This window comes from Micromonospora phaseoli (genome assembly GCF_900109115.1).
Lineage (GTDB): Bacteria > Actinomycetota > Actinomycetes > Mycobacteriales > Micromonosporaceae > Micromonospora > Micromonospora phaseoli.
This window is the reverse complement of record NZ_FNYV01000004.1, coordinates 330,550-353,738: the sequence shown is the minus strand read 5'-3', so window position 1 is coordinate 353,738 and position 23,189 is coordinate 330,550. Positions and strand designations below refer to the sequence as shown.

Below are 23,189 nucleotides of genomic sequence, written 5' to 3'. Positions count from 1 at the left end.
GCGACATGCAGGTCTGGCCGGGCGAGCGGTATCCCCTCGGCGCCACCTACGACGGGATGGGCACCAACTTCGCGATCTTCTCGGAGGTGGCGGAGCGGGTCGAGCTCTGCCTCTTCGACGAGTGGGACACCGGAGCGGAGCGCCGGGTCGAGCTGCGTGAGGTCGACGCGTACGTGTGGCACGCGTACATCCCGGGGATCGGGCCGGGGCAGCGGTACGGCTACCGGGTGCACGGCCCGTACGACCCGGCGGGCGGGGTCCGGTGCAACCCGAGCAAGCTGCTCATCGACCCGTACGCCAAGGCCATCGACGGTGACGTGCAGTGGGACCCGGCGGTCTACGACTACACCCACGGCGACCCGGAGCGGATCAACACCACCGACTCGGCGCCGTTCATGCCGAAGTCGGTGGTGGTGAACCCGTACTTCGACTGGGGCAACGACGCGCCGCCGCGCATCCCGTACCACCACTCGGTCATCTACGAGGCCCACGTACGCGGGCTGACCATGCGGCTGCCCGGCATCCCCGAGGAGTTGCGCGGCACGTACGCCGGCATCGCCTCGCCCCCGATGATCGATCACCTGAGCCGGCTCGGGATCACCGCCATCGAGCTGATGCCGGTGCACCAGTTCGTCAACGACCACCGGCTGACCGACCTGGGGCTGCGCAACTACTGGGGCTACAACACCATCGGCTTCTTCGCCCCGCACCACGGCTACTCGGCGCTGGGCCACCTGGGCCAGCAGGTGCAGGAGTTCCGGGGCATGGTCAAGGCGCTGCACGCGGCCGGCATCGAGGTGATCCTCGACGTGGTCTACAACCACACCGCCGAGGGCAACCATCTCGGCCCGACGCTGAGCTTCAAGGGCGTCGACAACGCCAGCTACTACCGCCTGTCCGAGGAAGATCGGCGTTACTACGTCGACTACACCGGCACCGGCAACAGCCTCAACGTGCGCAGCCCGCACTCGCTGCAACTGATCATGGATTCGTTGCGCTACTGGGTGACCGAGATGCACGTCGACGGTTTCCGGTTCGACCTGGCCGCCACCCTGGCCCGCGAGTTCTACGACGTGGACCGGCTCTCCACCTTCTTCGAGGTGGTCCAGCAGGACCCGGTGGTCAGCCGGGTCAAGTTGATCGCCGAGCCGTGGGACGTCGGCCCCGGCGGCTACCAGGTCGGCAACTTCCCGCCGCAGTGGACCGAGTGGAACGGCAAGTACCGCGACACGGTCCGCGACTTCTGGCGCGGCGAGCCGGCCACCCTGGCCGAGTTCGCCTCCCGCCTCTCCGGCTCCGCCGACCTCTACCAGGACGACGGGCGCCGCCCCTTCCACAGCATCAACTTCGTCACCTGCCACGACGGCTTCACCCTGGCCGACCTGGTGTCGTACAACGACAAGCACAACGAGGCCAACGGCGAGGAGAACCGGGACGGCGAGAGCCACAACCGGTCCTGGAACTGCGGCGTCGAGGGCGACACCGACGACCCGGGGGTGCTCGCCCTGCGGGCCCGGCAGCAGCGCAACTTCCTGGCCACCCTGATGCTGTCGCAGGGCGTGCCGATGATCGGCCACGGCGACGAGCTGGGCCGCACCCAGCACGGCAACAACAACGCCTACTGCCAGGACAGCGAGCTGGCCTGGGTCGACTGGGACGACGTCGACACCGAGTTGCTGGACTTCACCCGCCGGCTGGTCGAGTTCCGCCGAAAGCACCAGGTGTTCCAGCGCCGCCGCTTCTTCACCGGCCTGCCGGTGCACGGCCGCGAGATCGACGAGCCGCTGCCCGACCTGGCCTGGTACACCCCCGACGGGCGGGAGATGACCGGCGAGGACTGGGGCAACGACTTCGGCCGCTCGGTGGCGCTCTTCGTCAACGGCGAGGGCATCCGCGAGCGTGGCCAGTACGGCCAGCGGCACCGTGACTCCTCCTTCTGGCTCTGCTTCAACGCCCACGACGCACCACTGGACTTCACCCTCCCGCCGGCCGAGTTCGGCCACCGCTGGGAGTTGGTGATCAGCACCGCCGAACCCGACCAGGACAAGGGCACCACCGTGGAGGCCGGCGGCACGCTCTGCGTACCGGACCGTTCGTTGGTGGTGCTGGAGAGGGTGGCCTGACATGCCCGCGAAGCCGCACCGCGTCGGAGCCACCTACCGGGTGCAGGTGCGTCCCGGCTTCGACCTGGACGCCACCGCCGGCCTCGCCGGCTACCTCGCCGATCTCGGCGTCACGCACCTCTACAGCGCGCCGCTGCTGGCCGCCGCCCCGGGCAGCGCGCACGGCTACGACGTGGTCGACCACCGGCAGGTCAACCCGGAGATCGGTGGCGAGGCCGCCCGGCAGCGGCTGCTGCGGGCGCTGCGCGACGCCGGGCTCGGCCTGGTCGTGGACATCGTGCCCAACCACGCCGGGGTCGCCGTGCCGGCGGCCAATCCGGCCTGGTGGGACGTGCTGCGCCGGGGCCGCGATTCGGCGTACGCGCCCTGGTTCGACATCGACTGGGAGCGGGGGCGGCTGCTGCTGCCGGTGCTCGCCGAGGGCCCTGATGCGCTCGACGACCTCAAGCTCGCCGACGGGGAGCTGCGCTACCACGAGCATCGCTTCCCGATCGCCGACGGCACCGGTGACGGCAGCCCTCGCGAGGTGCACGACCGGCAGCACTACGAGCTGGTCTCCTGGCGGCGCGGCGACGCCGAGCTGACGTACCGCCGGTTCTTCGCCGTCTCCAGCCTGGCCGGGCTGCGGGTGGAGGACCCGGAGGTGTTCGCCGCCACCCACGAGCTGATCGTGGCGTGGGCGGCGGCCGGTGAGGTCGACGGCATCCGGGTCGACCACCCCGACGGGCTGCGCGACCCGGCCGGCTACCTGGCCCGGCTGCGCGCCGCCGCGCCTGACGCGTGGCTGATCGTGGAGAAGATCCTGGAGTACGGGGAGGAGTTGCCGGCCTGGCCGGTGGACGGCACCACCGGCTACGACGCCCTCGCCGCGGTCGGCGGGCTCTTCGTCGACGGCGACGCCGAGGCCGACTTCACCGCCCTGGACACCCGGCTCACCGGCCGGGCCACCTCCTGGGCGGACCTGACCCACGACACGAAGCTCGCCGCGGCCACCCGGCTGCTGTCGGCGGAGCTGACCCGGCTGGCCGCGCTCGCCCCCGACGTGGACCCCGACGCGGCCCGCGCCGCCCTGGCCGAGTTGGCCGCCGCCTTCGCCGTCTACCGGGGTTACCCGCCCGACGGTGCCCGGCACCTGGCCAACGCCCGCGCCGAGGCAGGCCGCCGCCGCACCGACCTGACCGGCGCGCTGGACGCGGTCACCCGGCGGCTGCGCGACCCCGACGACGAGTTGGCCCGCCGCTTCCCCCAGTTCACCGGCGCGGTGATGGCCAAGGGTGTCGAGGACACCGCCTACTACCGGTGGAGCCGGTTCGTGGCGCTCAACGAGGTGGGCGGCAGCCCCGTCCACTTCGGCACCCTGCCGGGCCGGTTCCACCGCTTCGCCGCCGCCCGGCACGAACGCTGGCCGGCGAGCATGACCACCCTGTCGACCCACGACACCAAACGCGGCGAGGACGTCCGTGCCCGCCTCGCCGTGCTCGCCGAGCTGCCGCACCGCTGGGCCGAGCAGGTCACCCGGTGGACGGCGGCGGTGCCGCTGCCCGACGCCGCCCTGGCGCATCTGCTGTGGCAGACCGCCGTCGGCGCCTGGCCGGTCGAGCGAAAGCGGTTGCACGCGTACGCGGAGAAGGCGGCCCGGGAGGCGTCGGCGTCGACCAGTTGGACGGACCCCGACCCGGCCTTCGAGCGCGCGATGCACGTCCTGGTCGACGCCATGTACGACGACCCGGGGGTCAACGCGGAGCTGGCCGCGTTCGCCGCCGAGATCACCCCGCCCGGCTGGTCGAACTCGCTGGGACAGAAGCTGGTGCAGCTGGCGATGCCCGGGGTGCCGGACACCTACCAGGGCACCGAGCTGTGGGACAACTCGCTGGTCGACCCGGACAATCGCCGCCCGGTCGACTTCGGCGTACGCCGGGAGCTGCTGGCCCGGCTCGATGCCGGCTGGCGGCCGGCGGTGGACGACACCGGCGCGGCGAAGCTGCTGGTGGTGTCGCGGACCCTGCGGCTGCGCCGGGACCACCCGGAGCTGTTCGGCGACTACCAGCCGGTGATGGTGCACGGGCCGGCCGCCCGGCACGCCGTCGCCTTCGACCGGGGCGGCGCGATCGCGGTGGCCACCCGGCTGCCGCTGCGACTGGCGGCGGCCGGCGGCTGGCGGGACACGGCCCTGCAACTTCCCGTTAACGAGGTGTCGTGCCTGTTCACCGGTCGGGTCTACAGTGGCGGACGGGTCCAGTTGGCGGAGGTGTTGGCCAGCTATCCCGTCGCGCTGCTCGCCCCCACTGGCCGATCCCGGGAGGCCGCGTCATGACCGAGTTCACGGTCTGGGCACCGGAGGCGTCGCGGGTGCGGTTGCGCCTGCCGGGCGCCGCCGACCACGAGATGAGAGCCGGCCGGGGCGGCTGGTGGCGGGTCGAGGTGCCCGGTGCCGGCCCCGACTACTCCTTCGTGCTCGACGACGACGACCGGGCGCTGCCCGACCCCCGCTCGGCCTGGCAGCCCGCTGGCGTGCACGGGCCCAGCAGGATCTACGACCATGCGGCGTTCTCCTGGACCGATGAGTCCTGGACCGGACGGCAACTGCCCGGCAGCGTCCTCTACGAGCTGCACGTCGGCACCTTCACCCCGGAAGGCACCTTCGACGCGGCGATCGGCCGCCTCGACCACCTGGTCGACCTCGGCGTCGACCTGATCGAGCTGCTGCCGGTCAACGCCTTCAACGGCGAGCACAACTGGGGGTACGACGGGGTCTGCTGGTTCGCCCCACACGAACCCTACGGCGGGCCGGACGGCCTGAAACGTCTGGTCGATGCCGCCCACGCCAAGGGGTTGGGGGTGATCCTCGACGTCGTCTACAACCATTTCGGGCCCTCCGGGGCCTACGCGCCGATGTTCGCGCCGTACCTCGCCGAACGGAACACCCCGTGGGGCAGCGCGGTCAACCTGGACGGTCCACACTCCGACGGGGTACGCCGCTTCATCGCCGACAGCGTGCTGATGTGGCTGCGCGACTACCACGTCGACGGGCTGCGCCTGGACGCCGTGCACGCCATGCCCGACACCCGCGCCACGCACCTGCTGGAGGAGTTGGCCGTCGAGGTCGAGTCGCTGTCGGTGCACCTGGGCCGCCCCCTGTCGCTGATCGCCGAGTCCGACCTCAACGACCCCCGGCTGATCAGCCCACGGGAGGCCGGCGGCTACGGTCTGCACGCCCAGTGGAACGACGACGCCCACCACGCCCTGCACACCCTGCTCACCGGCGAACGGCAGGGCTACTACGGCGACTTCGGCACCATGGAATGCCTCGCCGAGGTGCTCACCGGCGCGTTCTTCCACACCGGCACCTGGTCCAGCTTCCGCAACCGTCAACACGGCCGCCCCGTCGACCCGCGCACCCCCGGTCACCGTTTCGTGGCGTACCTGCAGAACCACGACCAGATCGGCAACCGCGCCAGCGGCGACCGCCTCTCGGCGTCGCTGTCGCCCGCCCTGCTGCGGGTCGGCGCGACCCTGCTGATGACCGCCCCGTTCACCCCGATGCTGTTCATGGGGGAGGAGTGGGCGGCCGCCACGCCGTGGCAGTTCTTCACCAGCCACCCCGAGCCGGAGCTGGCCGCCGCGGTGGTCAACGGCCGCCGTCGCGAGTTCGCCGCGCACGGCTGGCCGCCCGGCGACGTGCCGGACCCGCAGGACCGACAGACGTTCGTACGCTCCCAGCTGGACTGGGCCGAGCTGGACAAACCCGAACACCGGACGATGTACGAGTTCTACCGGCGGTTGATCGCGCTGCGGAAGTCCCGGCCGGAGCTGTCGGATCCGCACCTGTTCGCGATCGACGTGCGGCACGGAGACCGGTTCCTGGTGATGCGGCGGGGCGGCTGCCTGGTGGCGGCCAACCTGGCCGACAAGCCGCAGCGGGTCACGTTGCCGGGGGTGGCCCGGCGGGTCCTGCTGGCCACCGGGGAGGGCGTCACCGTGCAACGGGACCGCATCGAACTACCAGCAGAGACAGCGGCGATCGTGGCGCTCTGACCGCCGTTGCAACAGGACAGTCGGCACACCGGCAGTTCTTGTCTTCCGCAGCGCAGTGCTCCCGCTGATCCTGATAACTTCGCCCTGTGAGCTTCGCCGCGAGCCCAGACGTGGTGCCTCCGGATGTCGCGGTCTTCGATCTTGGCGGCGTGGTCTGCCGATTCGATTCGCAGGCGAGACTCGACGGTCTCGCGCAGGCGTGCGGGAGCCGTCTCGAGGTGGTTCAGGACGCCCTCTTCACGTCGGGCTTCGACCGCGACTGCGACCGCGGCATCCATCCCGCGGAGGATCTGTGGCACCGCGTCCGTGCCCTGGGTTTCCGGGGGTCGATGGACGAGCTGGCCAACCTGTGGGCGCTTGCGTTCCAGCCCTGCGACGATGTGCTGGCCCTCGTCCGGCAATGCCGTGAGCGACGGCCGACCGCGCTGCTTACCGACAACGGACACCTGCTCCTCAGCGCTTTGCCGCGGGTCCTGCCGACCGTCGCCGAAGCGTTCGATCAATTGCTCTTCTCCTGCACTCTCGGCTCGGTGAAACCTGATCCCGCCGTGTTCGAGGCTGCACTGACTCGCCTTTCGGTGCCCGCCGAACGCGCGTTCTTCGTCGACGATTCCGAGCGCAATGTCGCCGCCGCCCGCCGCGCCGGCCTGCGGGCCGAAACATTCACCGATGCGGACGCCTTGGCGCGCGATCTCCGGGCGACCGGACTGATCGACTGATCGCGCGAGCGGATAAGCCGCCAACGGAGAGTGAGTCGGTTGTAGCGGTGCGGGGTAGCGTCCAGCTTGTGGTCCGCTGGGGTGGGGTACCGCGCGAACCAGACTGCGGACACAGCGGGGTACGGCAGCGCCGGACCGCGGGACTACAGCAGGCGGAATCTCATGCGCGCCGTCAGCGAGCAGGCGACGAAATGGAAGCCGGCGGCACCGGGCCGGCCTGACCCGCCGGTCCGGGCTATGTCGGACCGATGTCTCCGGCGACTCTGTCCACTTCCAGCACCTCGTGTGCGGCGGTGACGAACGCGTCGCGTCGCTCGGCCCGCCGCCGGAGCACAGCGAGGTGCTCGGCACGGTGTCGGGCCGCCAGCGGGCCGCTGTCCGTGGCCTCCTCCTGGTGGAGCCGGCGCTGCTGGGCGTACTCCTCGTTGACGCTTCGGACGGTCACCCCGGCGGCCCGGGCGGCGGGGTCCGGACCCGCCAGAAGAACCAGGTTGTACGCCTCGTCGAGCGCGCGCAGCGCCAGATACGGCGCGTCCTCGCCCGGTGCTGTCTCCGCACCGACCCACTCGGTGTCCAGCGCGCGGTACGCCCGGTCGCAGGCGGCCAGAAAGCCGACGTACGTGTCCCGGCGTGCCTGGGCCCGGCGCATCGTACGCTGCTCGGCTCGCTCCTCCCGAGCGGCGGCGAGCTGGCTGGCAACCTGCCGGCGCACGGTCAGCGCGGTGACCAGCCCGGTGAGCCCGGCGGCGGTCAGCGTGGACAGCGAGGTGATCAGCGCGATGGCGACGGTCTCCGGCATGCCGACCATCATGGTGGGAGTGATCCACCGAACCACGCTCATCACCACACGTGCTTCTGCACCCCGTAGCCGCACACCACCGCGCCCTGCACCTGACCAACCGGCAAACTGCACCACCGCATCCGTGACCTGACTCGCAGGACGCCCGACATCAGCGGCGCGTCGCGAACACCACGCCGGTCAGGCAGAGCGCACCGCCCAGCAGGGCGAGTGGTGCCGGTACCTCGCCCAGCAGCGTCCAGGACAGCAGCACGGCCACCGGTGGCACCAGGTAGGTCGCGGCGGTGGTGCGCCCCGCCGTCCAGCGGGACAGGACGTAGCCCCAGGTGAGGAAGCCGATCGCAGTCGGGAACACGCCCAGGAACAGCACGCCCAGGGTGGCCGGCAGTGGGGCCGCGGCGAGCTGGGCGACAAGGGTGGGCGCGAACGGCAGCAGGGCCGCGGTCCCGGCCAGCGCGCCGAGCCATGTCATGGTCACGGCGTCCACCCGGGCCAGGAGGCGCTTCTGGAGCAGTACGCCGAAGGCGTACAGCACGGCGGACAGCACCGCCAGCGCGACGCCCACCTTGTCGGCGTGCCCGGTGAAGCCGCCGGCCGCGATCAGGGTCACGCCCGCGAAGGCGATCGCCACCCCGACGCCGAGCCGGCCGGTGAGCCGCTCGCCGAGGACGAGGATCGCGGCCACCGCGACGAGGATGGGCGCAACCGACACCAGCAGTGCCGCGGTCCCGGCGTCGACCAGCCGCTCGGCGGCGTTGAGCGCCACGTTGTACCCGCCGAACCAGGCCACGCCCCAGAGCGCGACGAGCCCCAGGGTGCCGCCCCGGGGCAGGAGAGTCTGGCGGGCGGCCAGGTTGCCCTGCCTCGGCACTGTGCGCTGTGTCCGGGCGCGCCGGACGCCGGTGGTGAACGCGACGAACGCGCTCAGCGCGGTCGACGCCGCCACCATGCGGCCCAGCGCCATGGCGCCGGGAGAGTAGTCGTGCCCGGCGAAGCGGATGCCGACGAAGGCCGAGGCCCACAGGAACACCGTGGTCCCGGCGGCGGCGAGAATCGGCCAGGAGCGAGGCCGCGCGTCGCGCAGGGGGTACGCCGCCGCGCGGGAGCCCTCGGTGGCAGCCCGGGTCGGGGCGGTAGGTTCGGTGATCGAGGGACTGGTCATGCGATCGATTCTCGATCGCCTGAAGATTCAGCACCAGTGATTGTTTCTTCACCACGATTAAGCCGTGCTTTACGGTTGTGGTGTGCTTGACGTTCACCGCCTCCGGGTCTTCCGTTCCGTCGTGGCGTCCGGATCGGTCCAGGCCGCCGCCGCCAACCTCGGCTACACCCCCTCCGCCGTCAGCCAGCACCTCACCGCATTGCAGCGCGAGACGGGCCTCACCCTCCTCGCCCGGGCGGGTCGCGGCCTGCGCCCCACGGCCGCCGGCCACGCCCTCGCCGCCGAAGCGGACCGGGTGCTCGCCCGGGTCGGTGCGGCCGAGTCGCTGATCGCGGACCTGCGCACCGGCCGTACCGGTGCACTGTCCGTCGCGTACTTCGCGTCGGTGGGCGCGGCGTGGATGCCGCTGGTGGTGCGGCGCATCCTCAGCGAACTCCCCGGTGTCCGGCTCGACCTGCAACTGCGGGAGCACATCCCGGACAGTCGGGAGGAGCGCGCCGACGTCCAGGTGGTCGTGGCGGGCTCCGACTTCGACCCCGGTTCGGGCTTCACCGCCCACCACCTCCTCGACGACCCTTACGTGGCCGTGCTGCCCGCCGGGCACCGCCTTGCCGGCCGCGAGGAGGTGGACCTGGCCGATCTCGCCGACGAGCGCTGGATCGACAATGACTTCGCCCGTGGCTGGTGCCGCGCCAAGCTCCTCGAAGCCTGCACCGCCGCCGGATTCAGCCCGGCCTTCCGCGTCGAGGCGCACGACTACCGGACGGCGCTCGCCTTCGTCGCGGCTGGTATCGGCCTCACGGTGCTACCCGCACTCGGCGCGGCAAACCTGCCGGATGGCGTGACCCATGCCCGGGTGGTCCGCCCGACGCCGATCCGGTCGATCCACGTGGTGGTGCACGACGCCGTCGAACACACCCCGGCGGTGCGCACCACGGTCGCCGCGCTGCGCGAGGCGGCCAGCCCCGCGCACACGCGGTAGGACACCGCCAGGAAAGTTCGCCGAGTGCGGCGGGGCCGTTCGAAGCGCCGCAGCCGGGGTAACCGCCGACGGTTCACGCACACCGGGGACCGAAAGGGAATGTGGATGACCAGGATCGGCATCATCATCGGCAGTACCCGTCCGGGGCGTCACGGCGAGGCGGTGGCCCGCTGGGTGCACGAGATCGCCGCGAAGCGGGTCGACGCGGAGTACGAACTCGTGGATCTCCAGGACTTCAACCTGCCGCATCTCGACGAGATGACGCCGCCGTCTCTCGGGCAGTACACCCAGCCTCACACGCTGCGTTGGGCCGAGAAGATCGCCTCCTACGACGGGTACGTCTTCGTGACGCCGGAGTACAACCACTCCACCTCCGGGGTGCTGAAGAACGCCATCGACTTCCTCTACGCCGAGTGGAACAACAAGGCGGCCGGGTTCGTCAGCTACGGCAGCGTCGGTGGTGCCCGCGCGGTGGAACATCTGCGCCTGGTGGTGGCCGAGTTGCAGATGGCGGACGTACGGGCGCAGGTGGCGCTGTCGCTGTTCACCGACTTCGAGAACTTTGCCGTCTTCAAGCCCGGTCCGCATCAGGAGGGCGCGGTGAACACGATGCTCGACCAGTTGGTGGCCTGGAGCGGCGCGTTGGCCGGCCTGCGGGGCGGCACGACGATGGCGACTCCCCAGTCCGCGGCGTAGGCGGGCGCGACCATGACGGGCTCGTTGCGGACATGGCACCGGACGGGTGCCGGCTTCGCCGTCGTGGCGATGTGCACCTCCCAGCCGGCAGGAGGACTACGCACGCTTCGGACTCCGGAGGCGGGGCTGAGCGCGGCGGCGGGCAGGTCGAGGTTCAGCTGCTGCTCGACGGGTAATCGCGCGGGACGCCGATCCTGACCTGGACCAGTAGCCGGGGGCGGGGGTCGTTGCCGACGTGAGGGGGAGCGATGGCCGACACGACCGAGCGGGCGATTCTGGCCGGCGGCTGCTTCTGGGGGATGCAGGATCTGATCAGGAAACGCCCCGGCGTGCTCGCCACCCGGGTCGGTTACACCGGCGGTGACGTGGCGAACGCGACGTACCGGAACCATGGTTCCCACGCCGAGGCGATCGAGATCGTCTACGACCCCGAGCAGGTCTCGTACCGCGATCTTCTGGAGTTCTTCTTCCAGGTCCACGACCCGACGACCAGGGACCGTCAGGGCAACGACGTGGGAGTCAGCTACCGGTCCGCCATCTTCTACCAGGACGACCGGCAGCGGCAGGTCGCCGAGGACACCATCGCCGACGTCGACGCGTCCGGCCTGTGGCCCGGCAAGGTGGTCACCGAGGTCAGCCCGGCCGGCCCCTTCTGGGAGGCCGAGCCGGAGCACCAGGACTACCTGGAGCGCAATCCGGGGGGGTACACCTGCCACTTCGTGCGCCCCGACTGGAAGCTCCCCCGGCGATCGAGGACCGATGCATAGCGCTTGGCCGAATTCGATCAGGAGGAGGCAACGTGGCTGTCAAGACCGAGACGATGGTACGCACCGCCGATATCCGACCGTTCAAGGTGAAGATCCCCGAGGCGGATCTGGAGGCGCTGCGCAGGCGCATCGCGGCGACCCGTTGGCCCGACCGGGAGACCGTCGACGATCAGTCGCAGGGCGTGCCGCTCGCGACGAGCCAGGCGCTGGCCCGCTACTGGGAGAACGAGTACGACTGGCGCCGGGTCGAGGCGAAGCTCAATGCCCTGCCGCAGTTCGTGACCGAGATCGACGGGCTGGACATCCACTTCATCCACGTTCGTTCCAAGCATGAGGACGCGCTGCCACTCGTCGTCACGCACGGGTGGCCCGGCTCGGTCATCGAGCAGTTGAAGATCGTCGGTCCGCTCACCGATCCCACGGCCCATGGCGCGGACGCGTCGGACGCCTTCCACCTGGTGATTCCGTCGTTGCCCGGCTACGGCTTCTCGGGCAAGCCGAGCCGGCCCGGATGGGGACCTGAGCAGATCGCGCGCGCCTGGACCGAGCTGATGAAACGCCTCGGGTACTCGGGATTCGTGGCGCAGGGCGGTGACTGGGGCGCGCTCGTCACGGACATGCTCGGTGTGCAGGCGCCGCCGGAGCTGCTGGGCATCCACTCCAACATGCCGTGCGTGGTACCGCCCGACATCGACGCTCTGTTGCAGTGCGGCATCACCGGTGTCAACACGCCACTCGATTCGCTGCCCGCCAACCTGTCGGCCGACGAGAAACGGGCGTGCGAGGAGATCGACTTCTTCTGGAAGCACTCCGCGTACGCCCTGATCATGACCACGCGCCCGCAGACGCTGACCGCCTTGGCGGATTCGCCGGTCGGCCTGGCCGCCTTCATGCTCGACCACGACGTGCGGAGCCTGGAGTTGATCTCCCAGGTCTTCGCCGGGCAGCCCCGCGGCCTCACCCGGGACGATGTTCTCGACAACGTCACGTTCTACTGGTTGACCAACACTGGCGTCTCCTCGGCTCGCCTCTATGCGGAGAACAAGCTCTCCTTCTTCGCCGCCAAGGGCGTCTCGGTGCCGGCTGCCGTGAGCGTCTTCCCCGACGAGCTCTTCGAGGCCCCGAAGAGCTGGGCGGAGCAGGCGTATCCGAATCTCATCCACTACAACCGGCTCGACCGCGGCGGGCACTTCGCGGCCTGGGAACAGCCGCAGCTCTTCTCCGACGAGCTTCGCGCTGCCTTCCGGTCGCTGCGTTGAGATGAGTCACCGCCAGGTCGGGCCACCCGACCTGGCGGTGCACGGGTGCGTCGTCAGCGGCTGAGGCGGGTCTCCTGGTCGAGGCGGGCCAGCTTCTGCGGGTTGGCGACCGCGTACAGCCGGCTGATCCGGCCGTCGGTGATGACCAGGCTGGCCACGGCGGTCAGTTCGCCGTCGAGGTCGAGCCGGACAGCCGGCCCACCGTTGAGCCACATCGGTATCGCCTCGAAGGTGACGTCCATCGTGGCCAGCTTGCCCAGCAGCGGGGCGACCCGGCGGGCACCCTCGACCGGGCGGCGGGACGCGGGGACGAAGCCGCCACCGTCGGCGATCACGACCACGTCGGGCGCGAGCACGTCCAGCAACTGTTGCAGGTCACCGCCGCGAACGGCGGACAGGAACCGGGCCACCACGGCCTCCTGCTCGGCCCGGCTGACCTGTTTACGCGGGCGGCGCGCGGCCACGTGCTCCCGGGCGCGGTGGGCGATCTGCCGGACCGCCATCGGCGTCTTGCCGACGGCCGTTGCGATCTCGTCGTACGGAGTGTCGAAGACCTCGCGCAGCACGAACACCGCCCGTTCGGTGTGGCCCAGGGTTTCCAGCACGGTCAGCATCGCGAACGAGACGCTCTCCGCCAGCTCCACGTCCTCGGCGACGTCGGGGCTGGTCAGCAGCGGTTCGGGGAGCCACTCGCCGACGTACTCCTCGCGTCGGCGGGCCAGCGTGCGCAGCCGGTTGAGCGCCTGGCGGGTGACGATCCGTACCAGGTAGGCGCGCGGGTCGCGGACCTCGGACCGGGCCTGGGCGTCGAGGTCCGCCCACCGCAGCCAGGTCTCCTGCACGACGTCCTCGGCGTCGGCGGCGGAGCCGAGCATCTCGTACGCGGCCGTGAAGAGCAGGCTGCGGTGCGCGACGAACGGGTCGCCGGTCATGCCTGCGACGGTACGCGGCTCGGCTTCGCCTGGGGCGGCAGGCCGCACGCCGCCGCGAATCCCTGTGCCTCGATGCCGAGCGCGACGTTGGTCCGCGCGGCCAGGTTCGCGAACGCGATCCACGAGGTGAGTTCGATCATCGCCGGGGCACCGAGCTGCGTGAGCAGTCGGGCGGAAAGCTCGTCGGTGACCGTCGGTGGGGTCTGCGACATCGCCTCGGCGTACGTCAGCACGTCGCGTTCCAGCGGCGTGAAGACGTCCGACTCGCGCCACCGCGGCACCTCGCGCGCCTTGGTCAGGTCGAGCCCCTCGTTGTTGGCCTGGAAGTAGCCCAGGTCGAGGCAGAACGAACAGCCGATCATCGACACCGCCGCCAGGTGGGCGTAGGACTTCAGGTCCTTGTCGCACTTGTCCCACTTCTTGGCCTTGCGGCCGAGGCTGAAACTGGCGTTGAGCACCGGCCGGTGGTGCCACATCACCCCGAGAGGCTCGGGCACCTGGCCCAACATCTTCCTGCTGAACCTCTTCAGCAGGGCGCCGTAGACGCCGGTGATCTCGGCCTTGGGGATCCGGGTGCTGCTACTCATGTCTCCTCCTCGCCTGTGGGGTGTCGCCCATTCAGACACCGCCCGCCGCCGACCTGTGACACGGCCGTGCCGGACGCCCCCGCCACCTCGGCACCCGGTAGCCAGATGGTGAAGAGGCTGCCCTCGCCGGGGGCGCTCCGCACCGTCAGGGTGCCGCCGTGTGCCCGGACCAGGTGCTGGGTGATCGCCAGCCCCAGGCCGCTGCCGCCGGTCGCCCGGTTGCGTGACCCGTCCGCCCGCCAGAACCGGTCGAAGATCTTCGGCAGGTTCTCGGCCGCGATACCGACGCCGGTGTCCCGGACGGTGATCGTGTTGTGGTACGCGCCGACGGTGACCGCACCACCGGGCGGGGTGTGGCGGATCGCGTTGGAGACCAGGTTGCCGACGATCTGCCGCAGCCGCACCGCATCGGCCGGCAGCACCGGGTCGTCGCGGATCTGCATGGTCAGCACGATGCCGGCGACCTGTGCGGTGCCCCGGTGGCTCTCCACCACCTGGGCGAGCACGTCGCGCACGTACGTCGGCTCGGGGTGGATCCGCAGCGTGCCCGCGTCCGCGGCGGCCAGGTCGGTCAGGTCGTCGATGATGTGCTGGAGCAGCACCGCCTCCTCGTGCAGCAGGTCGAGCAGTTGGGTGTCGGTCGGGGCGAGGTCGTCCTGGGCCGCCTCCAACCAGCTGCGGATGTTGGTCAACGGGGTACGCAGTTCGTGCGCCACGTCGCTGACCATGGCCCGGCGCTGCGCCTCGGCCCGGTCTCGGCGCTGGACCGAGTCGTTGAGGGCGCGGGCCAGCCGGCCGATCTCGTCCGGGGTGCCGACCGGGGCGGCGTGCTGCCGGTCGACGGCGTCAGTCAGTGCCCGCAACGGGCGGACCAGTCGGCGACCGACCAGCACCGTCACGATGATCGTGGCGAACAGCACCGCGCCGGTCACCGCGACGATACGGATCGTGTTCGCCCCGGAGAGGGTGAACGTGGTCTGGTCTGCGTCGCTGCCCGGGGCGGTGATGAACAGCAGCACGGCCGGGGCCACGTGCGGCTGTAGCAGCGTCCGCCGGGACTTCTCCACGCAGCTGGTGATCCGGGCCTCGCCGGCCGCGTCCACCCGGCTGCGGATGGGCTCACGATCGGAACCCTCGTCGCGGGCAGCGTCGATCAGGTACGCCGAGAAGTCGGGCAGCACCTCCAGGCGTTGGGTCCGCTCGTCCAGGTCGAGGCAGCGGCCCGCCAGCGTGCCGAGCGAGCGCAGCGCCTCCTGCTCGGACCTGGTGGGTGAGTCGAGTGGCTCACCACATCTGCTCAGCAGATCGAAGGGGTCGGCGGTGCTGAGGACGACTGTGGAGCGGCCGTTGGGCTGCTCCACGACCGTTCCATCGACGCCGGATCGCCGCAGGCAGGCCAGCCGTTCGTCGGTTGCGGCGCGTAGCCGGGTGCGGTCGGCGGCGGACAGCCGGAAGGGGCCGACCACCCGGTGGTCGATGCGGTCGGTGCCACGGGTGAGGCCGAGATCCAGGTTCAGCGGATCCACAGTGGCGGCCGGGCGAGCATGCTGCAGCGACGGGCCGGGAGTCGTGTCGGCGATGACCGCCACCCGGTCGACGGTCATCAGGGTGATCCGGCGGTCCAGCTCGACGGCGCGCTGCGCGATGAGCGGCTGCACCGCGGACCAGTCCGGATGGGTGGCGGCGTAGTCGACCAGCATGTCGTACACGCTGGTGTTCTCGCCCAGCGAGCGGCCCTGTTCCTGGCTGATCGCCCGGGTCGCGGTCCGGGTGGCCAGCCACGCGGTGGCCGCGATCGCGGCCACCGCGATCAGCACCGAGGTGACCAGCAGCCGGGTCACCAGACTGTGCCGGATCGGCACCCGTCCGCTGCTCACCGCCGCGTCGCCGGGTCGCTGGTCAGCTTGTAGCCGACGCCGAAGACGGTGACCAGCCAGGCGGGGCGCTGCGGGTCGCGCTCGATCTTGCGCCGCAGGTTCATCACGTGCACGTCGATGGTCCGCTCGGTGGAACTGCGGTCGATGCCCTGGGTGTGGTGCAGCAGTTGGGTACGGGTGAAGACCCGATTCGGTTGCTCCGCCATCGCCGCCAGGATGGCGAACTCGCCGCGTGTGCAGGCGACCCGGACGCCGTCCACGGTCACCTGGTGCGCGGCCGTGTCGATCTCGATCGGGCCGATCCGGCGTGGCCCGCTCCCGGCCGGGACCGACGCGCCCCGGCCGGACCGCCGCAGCAGGGTGCGGACCCGGGCCATCAACTCGCGCGGGCTGTACGGCTTGGCCAGGTAGTCGTCGGCGCCGAGCTCCAGCCCGACCAGCAGATCGTCCTCGGTGGATCGGGCGGTCAGCATCAGCACCAGCACGTCGGACTCCCGGCGCAGGGTCTGGCACACCTGCAGGCCGTCCATCGTCGGCATCATCACGTCCAGCACCAGCAGGTCGGGCCGGAGCCGGCGGGCCGTGTCCAGTGCCGCCCGGCCGTCGTGCACCACCACGGCACCGTGGCCCTCGGCGGTCAGATACCGGCGTACCACCTCGGCCTGGCGGGGATCGTCGTCGGCGACCAGCACCTGTGCACACATGGCGGCGATGATAGGTCTGGATTCCCGCCGACCCGGTTCCGACCGCGATATCTGACAGGTTCCTAACGACCGCTGGCCAGTCTCGTCGGCATGCAACCGAAGCCTGACGACCCGACCGAGTTCATCCCCCGCGTCTGCGCGCCGCCGGCCCGGCGGCGCGGATCGCGGTGGCTTGCGGTGGGGGTGGTGGTGGCGCTGGTGGTCGGCGCCGGGATCGCGGTGACCTGGCACCGGGCCGCCGCCGAGCCGGGGCCGCAGGAGCCGGTCGCCGTCGCCACGGCGACCATCGAGCGCCGGGACCTCTCCACCACCAGGACGCTGCCCGGCACCATCGGGTTCGGCGCGGCCCGCCCGCTGTCCGGGCATCTGGCGGCGACGGTCACCTGGTTGCCGCCGGTCGGCAGCACCATCAAACGGGGTGGGCAACTGTTCCGGGCCGACGACCGGCCGGTGGTGCTCTTCTACGGCAGTATGCCGATATACCGGGACGTCGCCGGGTCGAACCTGGTCGGCCGGGACGTCGCGATCGTCGCGGACAACCTCAGGTCGCTCGGCTACTCGATCGGTCGGCAGCCGTCGCCCGGCCAGTGGGTGACGCCACCTGCGCCGACCGCGCCCGCCGCCACCGGCGAGCCCGCCGGGCAGACCGGCGCCGGCGGTCCCGGCGGCGGCCAGCCGGGCGGTGACGCCGCAGCAGAACCGCATCGGGTACGCAGCGGCGAGGGCGTCCTGACGCCGGCCCTGATCGCGGCGATCAAACGGTGGCAGACCGACCTCGGTGCGCCGGCGACCGGCACGATCCCGGTGGGGCACGTCGAGGTCTCCAGCGGCGCGGTCCGGGTGGATTCGATCATCGGGCAACCCGGTGCCTCGGCGCAGGAGCCACTGATCTCGGTCACCCCGGTCCGCAAAGTGATCACGGTCGGTGCGGAGCTCGCCGAGGCTGCCTCGATCAAGCGCGGGGACCGGGTCAGGGTCGGACTGCCCGACGACCGTACGGTCTCCGCCCGGGTCGTCTCCGTCGGCCGTGCTCTCGTCGCGGCCGAGAACGGCCCCGCCACCGGCCCGCAGCTGCTGACCGTGACGGTCTCCGTGGACGAGCCGAAGACGATCGCCGGCCTTGACGCGGGCGAGGTGCAGGTGCATTTCGCCGGGCGTAGCGCCGTCGACGTGCTGGTCGCGCCGGTCGAGGCGCTGGTGGCGCTGCGCGAGGGCGGGTACGCGGTGCAGACGCCCGGTGGACTGGTCGCGGTGGGCACCGGCATGTTCGCCGACGGCCTTGTCGAGATCACCGGGGACGGGCTCACCGAGGGCGTCGAGGTGGTGGTGCCCGCGTGACGCGGCAACCCGTACTCTGCGTCCGCGACGCGGGCATGGTCTACCCGGGTGGGGTGACCGCGCTGGCCGGCGTCAGCATGGCGGTCGCCGCAGGAGAGCTGGTGGCGATCGTCGGGCCGTCCGGGTCGGGCAAGTCGACCCTGCTCAACATCATCGGCACCCTGGACCGCCCCACCTCGGGCAGCGTCCACATCGCCGGCCGGGACGTGGCGACCCTGGCCGACCGGCAGCTCTCCGCGCTGCGGGCCCGCGAGATCGGCTTCGTCTTCCAGCAGTTCCACCTCGCCGACGGGCTGAGCGCGGTCGACAACGTCGCCACCGGGCTGCTCTACGCCGGGGTGCCGCGTCGGCAGCGGCGTGAGCACGCCCTGCGGGCGCTGGCCCGGGTCGGCCTGGCGCACCGCACGGGGCACCGCCCGCGGCAGCTCTCCGGCGGCGAGAAGCAGCGCGTCGCGATCGCCCGCGCGCTGGCCAACCGGCCGTCGCTGGTGCTCGCCGACGAACCCACCGGCGCGCTGGACACCGCCACCGGGCAGTCCGTGTTGCGGCTGCTGCGCCGGCTCAATGAGGAGGGCACCACGATCGTGCTGATCACCCACGACCGGGACATCGCGGCGTCCCTGCCACGCCAGATCGAGATCCGCGACGGGCGGCTGGTCCGCGACGACGCGGGGTCCCCGACCCGTACGCTCGATCCGGCGGTGGACCGGTGACCGCGCCGACCGACCGCGCACCGCGACCGGTCGGGCCGACCGACCCGGCGCCGCGACCGGTCCGGCTGGCCGTGCCGGACCTGCTCGCGCTCGGGTCGACGGGCCTGCGGACCCGGCCGCTGCGGGCGGCGCTGTCGGCGTTGGGCATCGCGATCGGCATCGCCACCATGATCGTGGTGACCGGCATTCCGGCGTCCAGCCAGGCGGCGCTGCTGACGGAGCTGACCGCGCTCGGCACCAACTCGTTGCAGGCGATGGCGGCACCGGACCGTGATCCGCCGACCAGACTGCCGGAGTCTGCGGTGCGGATGGTCGGGCGCATCGGCCCGGTCACGGCGGTCAGCGCGGTCGGCAACACCCACACCGTGGTACGCCGAAACGACCACATCGACCCGAGCGACGGCTCGGGCCTGACCGTGCTGGCCAGCCACCTGGACCTGCTGCCGGCGATCAACGCCCGGGTCCGTACGGGCAGGTGGCTGAACCCGGCAACGGCGAGCTTTCCCACCGTGGTCCTCGGCTCGGTGGCCGCGACCCGGCTGGGCATCGTCGACCTGCCCGCCGGCCAGCCCGCGCCCCAGGTGGTGATCGCCGACCGCCGGTTCACCGTGATCGGCATCCTGGCGCAGACTCCGCTCTCACCGGACATCGACCGGTCGGTGCTGATCGGTTGGGCGGCGGCCCGCAGCGAGCTGCGCTTCGACGGCCATCCGACGGTGATCTACCTGCGCTGCGAGGAGTCGCAGCTGGAGGCGGTCCGGGGGGTGCTGGCGGAGACAATCTCGCCGGAGCGCCCCGGCCAGGTGGTGGTGAGTCGCCCCTCGGACGCGTTGGCCGCCAAGCGGGCCACCGAGGGCAGCTTCTCCGTGCTCTTTCTGGCCCTGGCCGGGGTCGCCCTGCTGATCGGCGGCATCGGAGTGGCCAACACGATGGTGGTCTCGGTGCTGGAACGCCGCGCCGAGATCGGCCTGCGGCGGGCGCTCGGGGCGACCCGGGGGCAGATCCGGGGCCAGTTCCTGACCGAGTCGGTGGTGTTGGCGGCGCTCGGCGGGCTGGCTGGCACGGCGTTGGGCCTGCTGGCCACCGTCGGCTACGCGACCTGGCAGGGCTGGCCGCTGGTGGTGCCCGTCGAGTCGGCGGTGATCGGAGTGGGCGGTGCCGTCGCGATCGGCGTGCTCGCCGGCGTCTACCCGTGCGTACGCGCGGCTCGGCTGCCCCCGACGCAGGCCCTCGCCGCCGGCTGAGCCGGGCGGCGGAGGAGCGCAACGAACGAGCGTGGCGGCCGGATCTCCGGCCGCCACGCTCGCTGTCGCCCCGCGTCACCTCGGCTCGGCGGCCACCTTGCGCTCGCACTCGGGCGCGAGGTCCAGACCCAAGCTGATCGAACGGGAGTCGTTCTGGTCACCGCCGAGGGAGATGGAGATGCCGTCCTCGGCCACCTCGACGTATTTGACGCCCTTGTCCCTGAGGCACTTCACCACGCCGAGCGCGAAGTCCCGGGATTCCGGGTTGGCCGGATCCTTCTCCCACGGCGGCAGGGGGTAGAACTGCGGCTCGCAGATCCGGTTCGCCGCATCGGCTTCCTGCTGCTCCTTCGAGCCCGCCGTGCCCGGCGGCAACCCGATGCGGCGGTGCTTGCTCGGGTCCACGCCGTGCTCCCGCATGCACTTGTGGAACGGCCCGAGCAGCGCCTCGTACTCCTCCGGCGTGGTGTCGAGCCGCTCCCGTGGGCGTTGCGCCTTCGGCTGTGCCGAGCCGCTGCGCTCCGGCTCGGGAGTGCTCAACGTGGCCACCTCCGCCGTGTCCTCCTGCTCGTTGTTCCCGCCGCTCGACGGCGACCCGCAGGCAGACAGCGCGATCAGCGCGATCGCACTCACCAGGAGCGCACGATTTGTTCGCATGACGATGCCTCTCTGTCCGTACGGCCCTGGACCGGTCCCGGGCCGCGACGACAGCCTCTCGGGCGGACGTCAGGAAGATGTCAGGTTCGTCGGGGCCTCAGCCCGACCAGCTTGCATGGGTATGCGTGCTGGTGCATACTCTTCCTTGTGTCCAAGGTTCTTACCTCCCTGCCTACGGGTGAACGTGTCGGCATCGCCTTCTCCGGCGGCCTCGACACCTCGGTCGCGGTCGCGTGGATGCGCGACAAGGGCGCCGTGCCCTGCGCCTACACCGCCGACATCGGCCAGTACGACGAGCCCGACATCGCCTCGGTGCCCGGCCGCGCGCTCAGCTACGGCGCCGAGGTCGCCCGGCTGGTCGACTGCCGGGCAGCCCTGGTCGAGGAGGGGCTGGCGGCGCTGACCTGCGGCGCCTTCCACATCCGCTCGGGCGGGCGGGCGTACTTCAACACCACCCCGTTGGGGCGCGCCGTCACCGGGACCCTGCTGGTCCGGGCGATGGTCGCCGACGACGTGCAGATCTGGGGCGACGGCTCCACCTTCAAGGGCAACGACATCGAGCGGTTCTACCGGTACGGCCTGCTGGCCAACCCGCAGCTGCGCATCTACAAGCCGTGGCTCGACACGAACTTCGTCACCGAACTGGGTGGGCGCAAGGAGATGTCGGAGTGGCTGCTCGAACGGGATCTGCCGTACCGGGACAGCACCGAGAAGGCGTACTCGACCGACGCCAACATCTGGGGCGCCACCCACGAGGCGAAGACCCTCGAACACCTGGACACCGGCATCGAGACGGTCAACCCGATCATGGGGGTCCGGTTCTGGGACCTGTCGGTGGAGATCCCGACCGAGGACGTCACCATCGGTTTCGACCAGGGCCGCCCGGTGACCATCAACGGCAAGGAGTTCGCCAGCGCGGTCGACCTGGTGCTGGAGGCCAACGCCATCGGCGGCCGGCACGGCCTGGGCATGTCCGACCAGATCGAGAACCGGATCATCGAGGCCAAGAGCCGGGGCATCTACGAGGCACCCGGCATGGCGCTGCTGCACGCCGCGTACGAGCGGCTGGTCAACGCCATCCACAACGAGGACACCCTGGCCAACTACCACAACGAGGGTCGTCGCCTCGGCCGACTGATGTACGAGGGCCGCTGGCTCGACCCGCAGGCACTGATGCTGCGCGAGTCGCTGCAACGCTGGGTCGGCACGGCGGTCACCGGCGAGGTGACGTTGCGGCTGCGCCGGGGCGAGGACTACTCGATCCTGGACACCACCGGCCCGTCCTTCAGCTACCACCCGGACAAGCTGTCGATGGAGCGTACCCAGGACTCGGCGTTCGGCCCGTCCGACCGGATCGGCCAGCTCACCATGCGCAACCTCGACATCGCCGACTCCCGGGCGAAGCTGGAGCAGTACGCGAACCTCGGCATGGTCGGCGGCGGCACCCAGCGGGTGCTCGGCGCGGCGCAGGCGGCCTCGACCGGGCTGATCGGCGCGATGCCGCAGGGCGGCGCGGAGGCGATCGCCTCCCGGGGCGTCTCCTCCGCCGACGACGAGGCCCTCGACCGCGCGGCGATGGAGTTCGGCGTCGACTGAGCCTTGCGAGGCCCGTGTCCAATGGTCATGTGGCTGACGACATCGAACAACGGCTGGGTGCCGCGGCCGAGGCGCTGCGCGAGCACGAAGTGACTACTCGACGCGTTGCGGACCTGCGCGCCCGGGTGGACGAGACGGCCACCCTGCTCACGGCGCTTCGGACCCGGAGCGCGGGCGAGGAGAAAGACGTCGCCCGGCTGGAGGGACTCTCGCTGACCCGGGTGCTGGCCTCCCTACGTGGTGCCCGCAACGACATGTTGGCCCGTGAGCAGGCGGAGGCCGACGCCGCGCGTTACCGGGTGGCCGAGGCCGCGGCCCGACTCGCGGCTCTGCGTCGGGAGCACGAGGCTGCCCAGGTCCGGCTGAACCAGCTCGCCGAGGCGCCGACGGCGTACGCGGCGATGCTGGACGAGAAGGAGCGGTATCTGGCCGGCTCCGGTGATCCACGCGGTGCCCTGCTGCTGGAACTCGCCGACAGGCGTGGGCGGCTCACCGGCGAACTGCGCGAGGTTGGCGAGGCCCGGCACGCCGCACACGCCGCCCAGGAGGCCTTGATGCGGGTGCGCCGCGAGCTCGACAGCGCGTCGGGCTGGTCGACATACGACACGTTCTTCGGCGGCGGGATGGTGAGCAGCGCGATCAAACACTCCAGGCTGGACGATGCGGCGAGGGCTGCGGCGCACGCCGATCGCTGCCTGGCCGTGCTGCGTACCGAGCTTGCCGACGTTGATGGCATGAACCTGATCGCCCCGCGGCTGGCCATCGGCAGCCTGACCAGATTCGTCGACGTCTTCCTCGACAACATCTTCACCGACCTGGCCGTCCGGAGCCGGATCAAGCAGGCCGTGCAGAACGTCGACCAGTGCGCGCAACTGGTTCGCGAGGTGCGCGCTCGGCTGGAGCAGCGGGCCGACCAGGCCCGCGCGGCCCTCGCCACGATCGAAGCCGAACGTCACCAACTCCTGAACGTGCGCTGAGTTCCAGGGGCTTCCCGGGGGC

General features: G+C 71.3%; 20 protein-coding genes. 13 read left to right on the top strand and 7 right to left on the bottom strand.

Annotation, left to right across the window (positions count from 1 at the left end; all coding sequences use genetic code 11):
* Window positions 1–5 precede the first annotated feature (5 nt).
* The 4 genes from glgX to BMY89_RS13145 all read left to right on the top strand — a co-directional run bounded on the left by glgX (window position 6) and on the right by BMY89_RS13145 (window position 6,877).
* Window positions 6–2,123: a glycogen debranching protein GlgX gene (gene glgX, locus BMY89_RS13160; protein ID WP_092379975.1), complete on the top strand. Its 2,118-nt coding sequence runs from the start codon at window positions 6–8 to the stop codon at window positions 2,121–2,123.
* Between the two features lies 1 nt (window position 2,124).
* A complete protein-coding gene (treY, locus tag BMY89_RS13155; protein ID WP_092379973.1) occupies window positions 2,125–4,437 on the top strand; it encodes a malto-oligosyltrehalose synthase in 2,313 nt (770 codons plus the stop codon).
* A complete protein-coding gene (treZ, locus tag BMY89_RS13150) occupies window positions 4,434–6,158 on the top strand; it encodes a malto-oligosyltrehalose trehalohydrolase (RefSeq protein WP_092379971.1) in 1,725 nt (574 codons plus the stop codon). Before treY ends, treZ begins: the two co-directional genes overlap by 4 nt.
* 86 nt (window positions 6,159–6,244) lie before the next feature.
* Window positions 6,245–6,877: an HAD-IA family hydrolase gene (locus BMY89_RS13145; RefSeq protein WP_092379969.1), complete on the top strand. Its 633-nt coding sequence runs from the start codon at window positions 6,245–6,247 to the stop codon at window positions 6,875–6,877.
* Between the two features lie 235 nt (window positions 6,878–7,112).
* On the opposite strand, the gene BMY89_RS13140 is transcribed toward BMY89_RS13145, so the two are convergent.
* Both BMY89_RS13140 and BMY89_RS13135 read right to left on the bottom strand, forming a co-directional pair.
* Window positions 7,113–7,718: a hypothetical protein gene (locus tag BMY89_RS13140; RefSeq protein ID WP_139217937.1), complete on the bottom strand. Its 606-nt coding sequence runs from the start codon at window positions 7,716–7,718 to the stop codon at window positions 7,113–7,115.
* A 109-nt stretch (window positions 7,719–7,827) separates the two neighbouring features.
* A complete protein-coding gene (locus BMY89_RS13135) occupies window positions 7,828–8,838 on the bottom strand; it encodes a DMT family transporter (protein ID WP_092379965.1) in 1,011 nt (336 codons plus the stop codon).
* Between the two features lie 82 nt (window positions 8,839–8,920).
* On the opposite strand from BMY89_RS13135, the gene BMY89_RS13130 reads away from it, so the two are divergent.
* The 4 genes from BMY89_RS13130 to BMY89_RS13115 all read left to right on the top strand — a co-directional run bounded on the left by BMY89_RS13130 (window position 8,921) and on the right by BMY89_RS13115 (window position 12,542).
* Window positions 8,921–9,820: a LysR family transcriptional regulator gene (locus BMY89_RS13130; protein WP_092379963.1), complete on the top strand. Its 900-nt coding sequence runs from the start codon at window positions 8,921–8,923 to the stop codon at window positions 9,818–9,820.
* 105 nt (window positions 9,821–9,925) lie between these two features.
* Window positions 9,926–10,516, top strand: a complete 591-nt coding sequence (locus BMY89_RS13125; protein WP_092380366.1) for an NADPH-dependent FMN reductase — start codon at window positions 9,926–9,928, stop codon at window positions 10,514–10,516.
* 248 nt (window positions 10,517–10,764) lie between these two features.
* The gene (gene msrA, locus BMY89_RS13120) at window positions 10,765–11,283 is read left to right on the top strand and encodes a peptide-methionine (S)-S-oxide reductase MsrA (protein WP_092379961.1); all 519 of its coding nucleotides are present in this window, start codon (window positions 10,765–10,767) and stop codon (window positions 11,281–11,283) included.
* 32 nt (window positions 11,284–11,315) lie between these two features.
* On the top strand, window positions 11,316–12,542 hold the full coding sequence (locus BMY89_RS13115; protein WP_198413999.1) for an epoxide hydrolase family protein: 1,227 nt from the start codon (window positions 11,316–11,318) through the stop codon (window positions 12,540–12,542).
* 53 nt (window positions 12,543–12,595) lie between these two features.
* On the opposite strand, the gene BMY89_RS13110 is transcribed toward BMY89_RS13115, so the two are convergent.
* From BMY89_RS13110 to BMY89_RS13095, 4 genes are read right to left on the bottom strand one after another with little or no spacing between them, the layout of a single operon-like run.
* Window positions 12,596–13,474 (bottom strand): RNA polymerase sigma-70 factor, encoded by an 879-nt coding sequence (locus BMY89_RS13110; RefSeq protein WP_092379959.1) that lies wholly within the window; start codon window positions 13,472–13,474, stop codon window positions 12,596–12,598.
* Window positions 13,471–14,061, bottom strand: a complete 591-nt coding sequence (locus BMY89_RS13105; RefSeq protein WP_092379957.1) for a carboxymuconolactone decarboxylase family protein — start codon at window positions 14,059–14,061, stop codon at window positions 13,471–13,473. The genes BMY89_RS13110 and BMY89_RS13105 overlap by 4 nt, the downstream gene beginning before the upstream one ends.
* The gene (locus BMY89_RS13100; protein ID WP_232521276.1) at window positions 14,058–15,938 is read right to left on the bottom strand and encodes a sensor histidine kinase; all 1,881 of its coding nucleotides are present in this window, start codon (window positions 15,936–15,938) and stop codon (window positions 14,058–14,060) included. The genes BMY89_RS13105 and BMY89_RS13100 overlap by 4 nt, the downstream gene beginning before the upstream one ends.
* On the bottom strand, window positions 15,935–16,642 hold the full coding sequence (locus BMY89_RS13095; RefSeq protein WP_092379955.1) for a response regulator transcription factor: 708 nt from the start codon (window positions 16,640–16,642) through the stop codon (window positions 15,935–15,937). Before BMY89_RS13095 ends, BMY89_RS13100 begins: the two co-directional genes overlap by 4 nt.
* A 90-nt stretch (window positions 16,643–16,732) precedes the next feature.
* Here BMY89_RS13095 and BMY89_RS13090 point away from each other — a divergent pair, with 90 nt between their 5' ends.
* From BMY89_RS13090 to BMY89_RS13080, 3 genes are read left to right on the top strand one after another with little or no spacing between them, the layout of a single operon-like run.
* A complete protein-coding gene (locus BMY89_RS13090) occupies window positions 16,733–17,980 on the top strand; it encodes an efflux RND transporter periplasmic adaptor subunit (RefSeq protein ID WP_092379953.1) in 1,248 nt (415 codons plus the stop codon).
* Between the two features lie 35 nt (window positions 17,981–18,015).
* Window positions 18,016–18,693 (top strand): ABC transporter ATP-binding protein, encoded by a 678-nt coding sequence (locus BMY89_RS13085; protein ID WP_092379951.1) that lies wholly within the window; start codon window positions 18,016–18,018, stop codon window positions 18,691–18,693.
* Window positions 18,690–19,937, top strand: a complete 1,248-nt coding sequence (locus BMY89_RS13080; RefSeq protein ID WP_092379949.1) for an ABC transporter permease — start codon at window positions 18,690–18,692, stop codon at window positions 19,935–19,937. Before BMY89_RS13085 ends, BMY89_RS13080 begins: the two co-directional genes overlap by 4 nt.
* Window positions 19,938–20,012: 75 nt before the next feature.
* Here BMY89_RS13080 and BMY89_RS13075 read toward each other — a convergent pair whose 3' ends face one another.
* Window positions 20,013–20,594 carry a hypothetical protein gene (locus tag BMY89_RS13075; protein ID WP_139217936.1) on the bottom strand — a complete coding sequence of 194 codons (582 nt, stop codon included), beginning with the start codon at window positions 20,592–20,594 and terminating at the stop codon, window positions 20,013–20,015.
* Between the two features lie 147 nt (window positions 20,595–20,741).
* On the opposite strand from BMY89_RS13075, the gene argG reads away from it, so the two are divergent.
* Window positions 20,742–22,190, top strand: a complete 1,449-nt coding sequence (gene argG / locus BMY89_RS13070) for an argininosuccinate synthase (RefSeq protein WP_092379945.1) — start codon at window positions 20,742–20,744, stop codon at window positions 22,188–22,190.
* 29 nt (window positions 22,191–22,219) lie between these two features.
* On the top strand, window positions 22,220–23,167 hold the full coding sequence (locus BMY89_RS13065; protein WP_092379943.1) for a hypothetical protein: 948 nt from the start codon (window positions 22,220–22,222) through the stop codon (window positions 23,165–23,167).
* Window positions 23,168–23,189: the final 22 nt, after the last annotated feature.

Coding starts and splice junctions, on each gene's coding strand:
- glgX (WP_092379975.1), top strand. CDS start 6: ATGCAGGTCTGGCCGGGCGAGCGGTATCCCCTCGGCGCCACCTACGAC.
- treY (WP_092379973.1), top strand. CDS start 2,125: ATGCCCGCGAAGCCGCACCGCGTCGGAGCCACCTACCGGGTGCAGGTG.
- treZ (WP_092379971.1), top strand. CDS start 4,434: ATGACCGAGTTCACGGTCTGGGCACCGGAGGCGTCGCGGGTGCGGTTG.
- BMY89_RS13140 (WP_139217937.1), bottom strand. CDS start 7,718: ATGAGCGTGGTTCGGTGGATCACTCCCACCATGATGGTCGGCATGCCG.
- BMY89_RS13135 (WP_092379965.1), bottom strand. CDS start 8,838: ATGACCAGTCCCTCGATCACCGAACCTACCGCCCCGACCCGGGCTGCC.
- BMY89_RS13125 (WP_092380366.1), top strand. CDS start 9,926: ATGACCAGGATCGGCATCATCATCGGCAGTACCCGTCCGGGGCGTCAC.
- msrA (WP_092379961.1), top strand. CDS start 10,765: ATGGCCGACACGACCGAGCGGGCGATTCTGGCCGGCGGCTGCTTCTGG.
- BMY89_RS13110 (WP_092379959.1), bottom strand. CDS start 13,474: ATGACCGGCGACCCGTTCGTCGCGCACCGCAGCCTGCTCTTCACGGCC.
- BMY89_RS13105 (WP_092379957.1), bottom strand. CDS start 14,061: ATGAGTAGCAGCACCCGGATCCCCAAGGCCGAGATCACCGGCGTCTAC.
- BMY89_RS13095 (WP_092379955.1), bottom strand. CDS start 16,642: ATGTGTGCACAGGTGCTGGTCGCCGACGACGATCCCCGCCAGGCCGAG.
- BMY89_RS13090 (WP_092379953.1), top strand. CDS start 16,733: ATGCAACCGAAGCCTGACGACCCGACCGAGTTCATCCCCCGCGTCTGC.
- BMY89_RS13085 (WP_092379951.1), top strand. CDS start 18,016: ATGGTCTACCCGGGTGGGGTGACCGCGCTGGCCGGCGTCAGCATGGCG.
- BMY89_RS13075 (WP_139217936.1), bottom strand. CDS start 20,594: ATGCGAACAAATCGTGCGCTCCTGGTGAGTGCGATCGCGCTGATCGCG.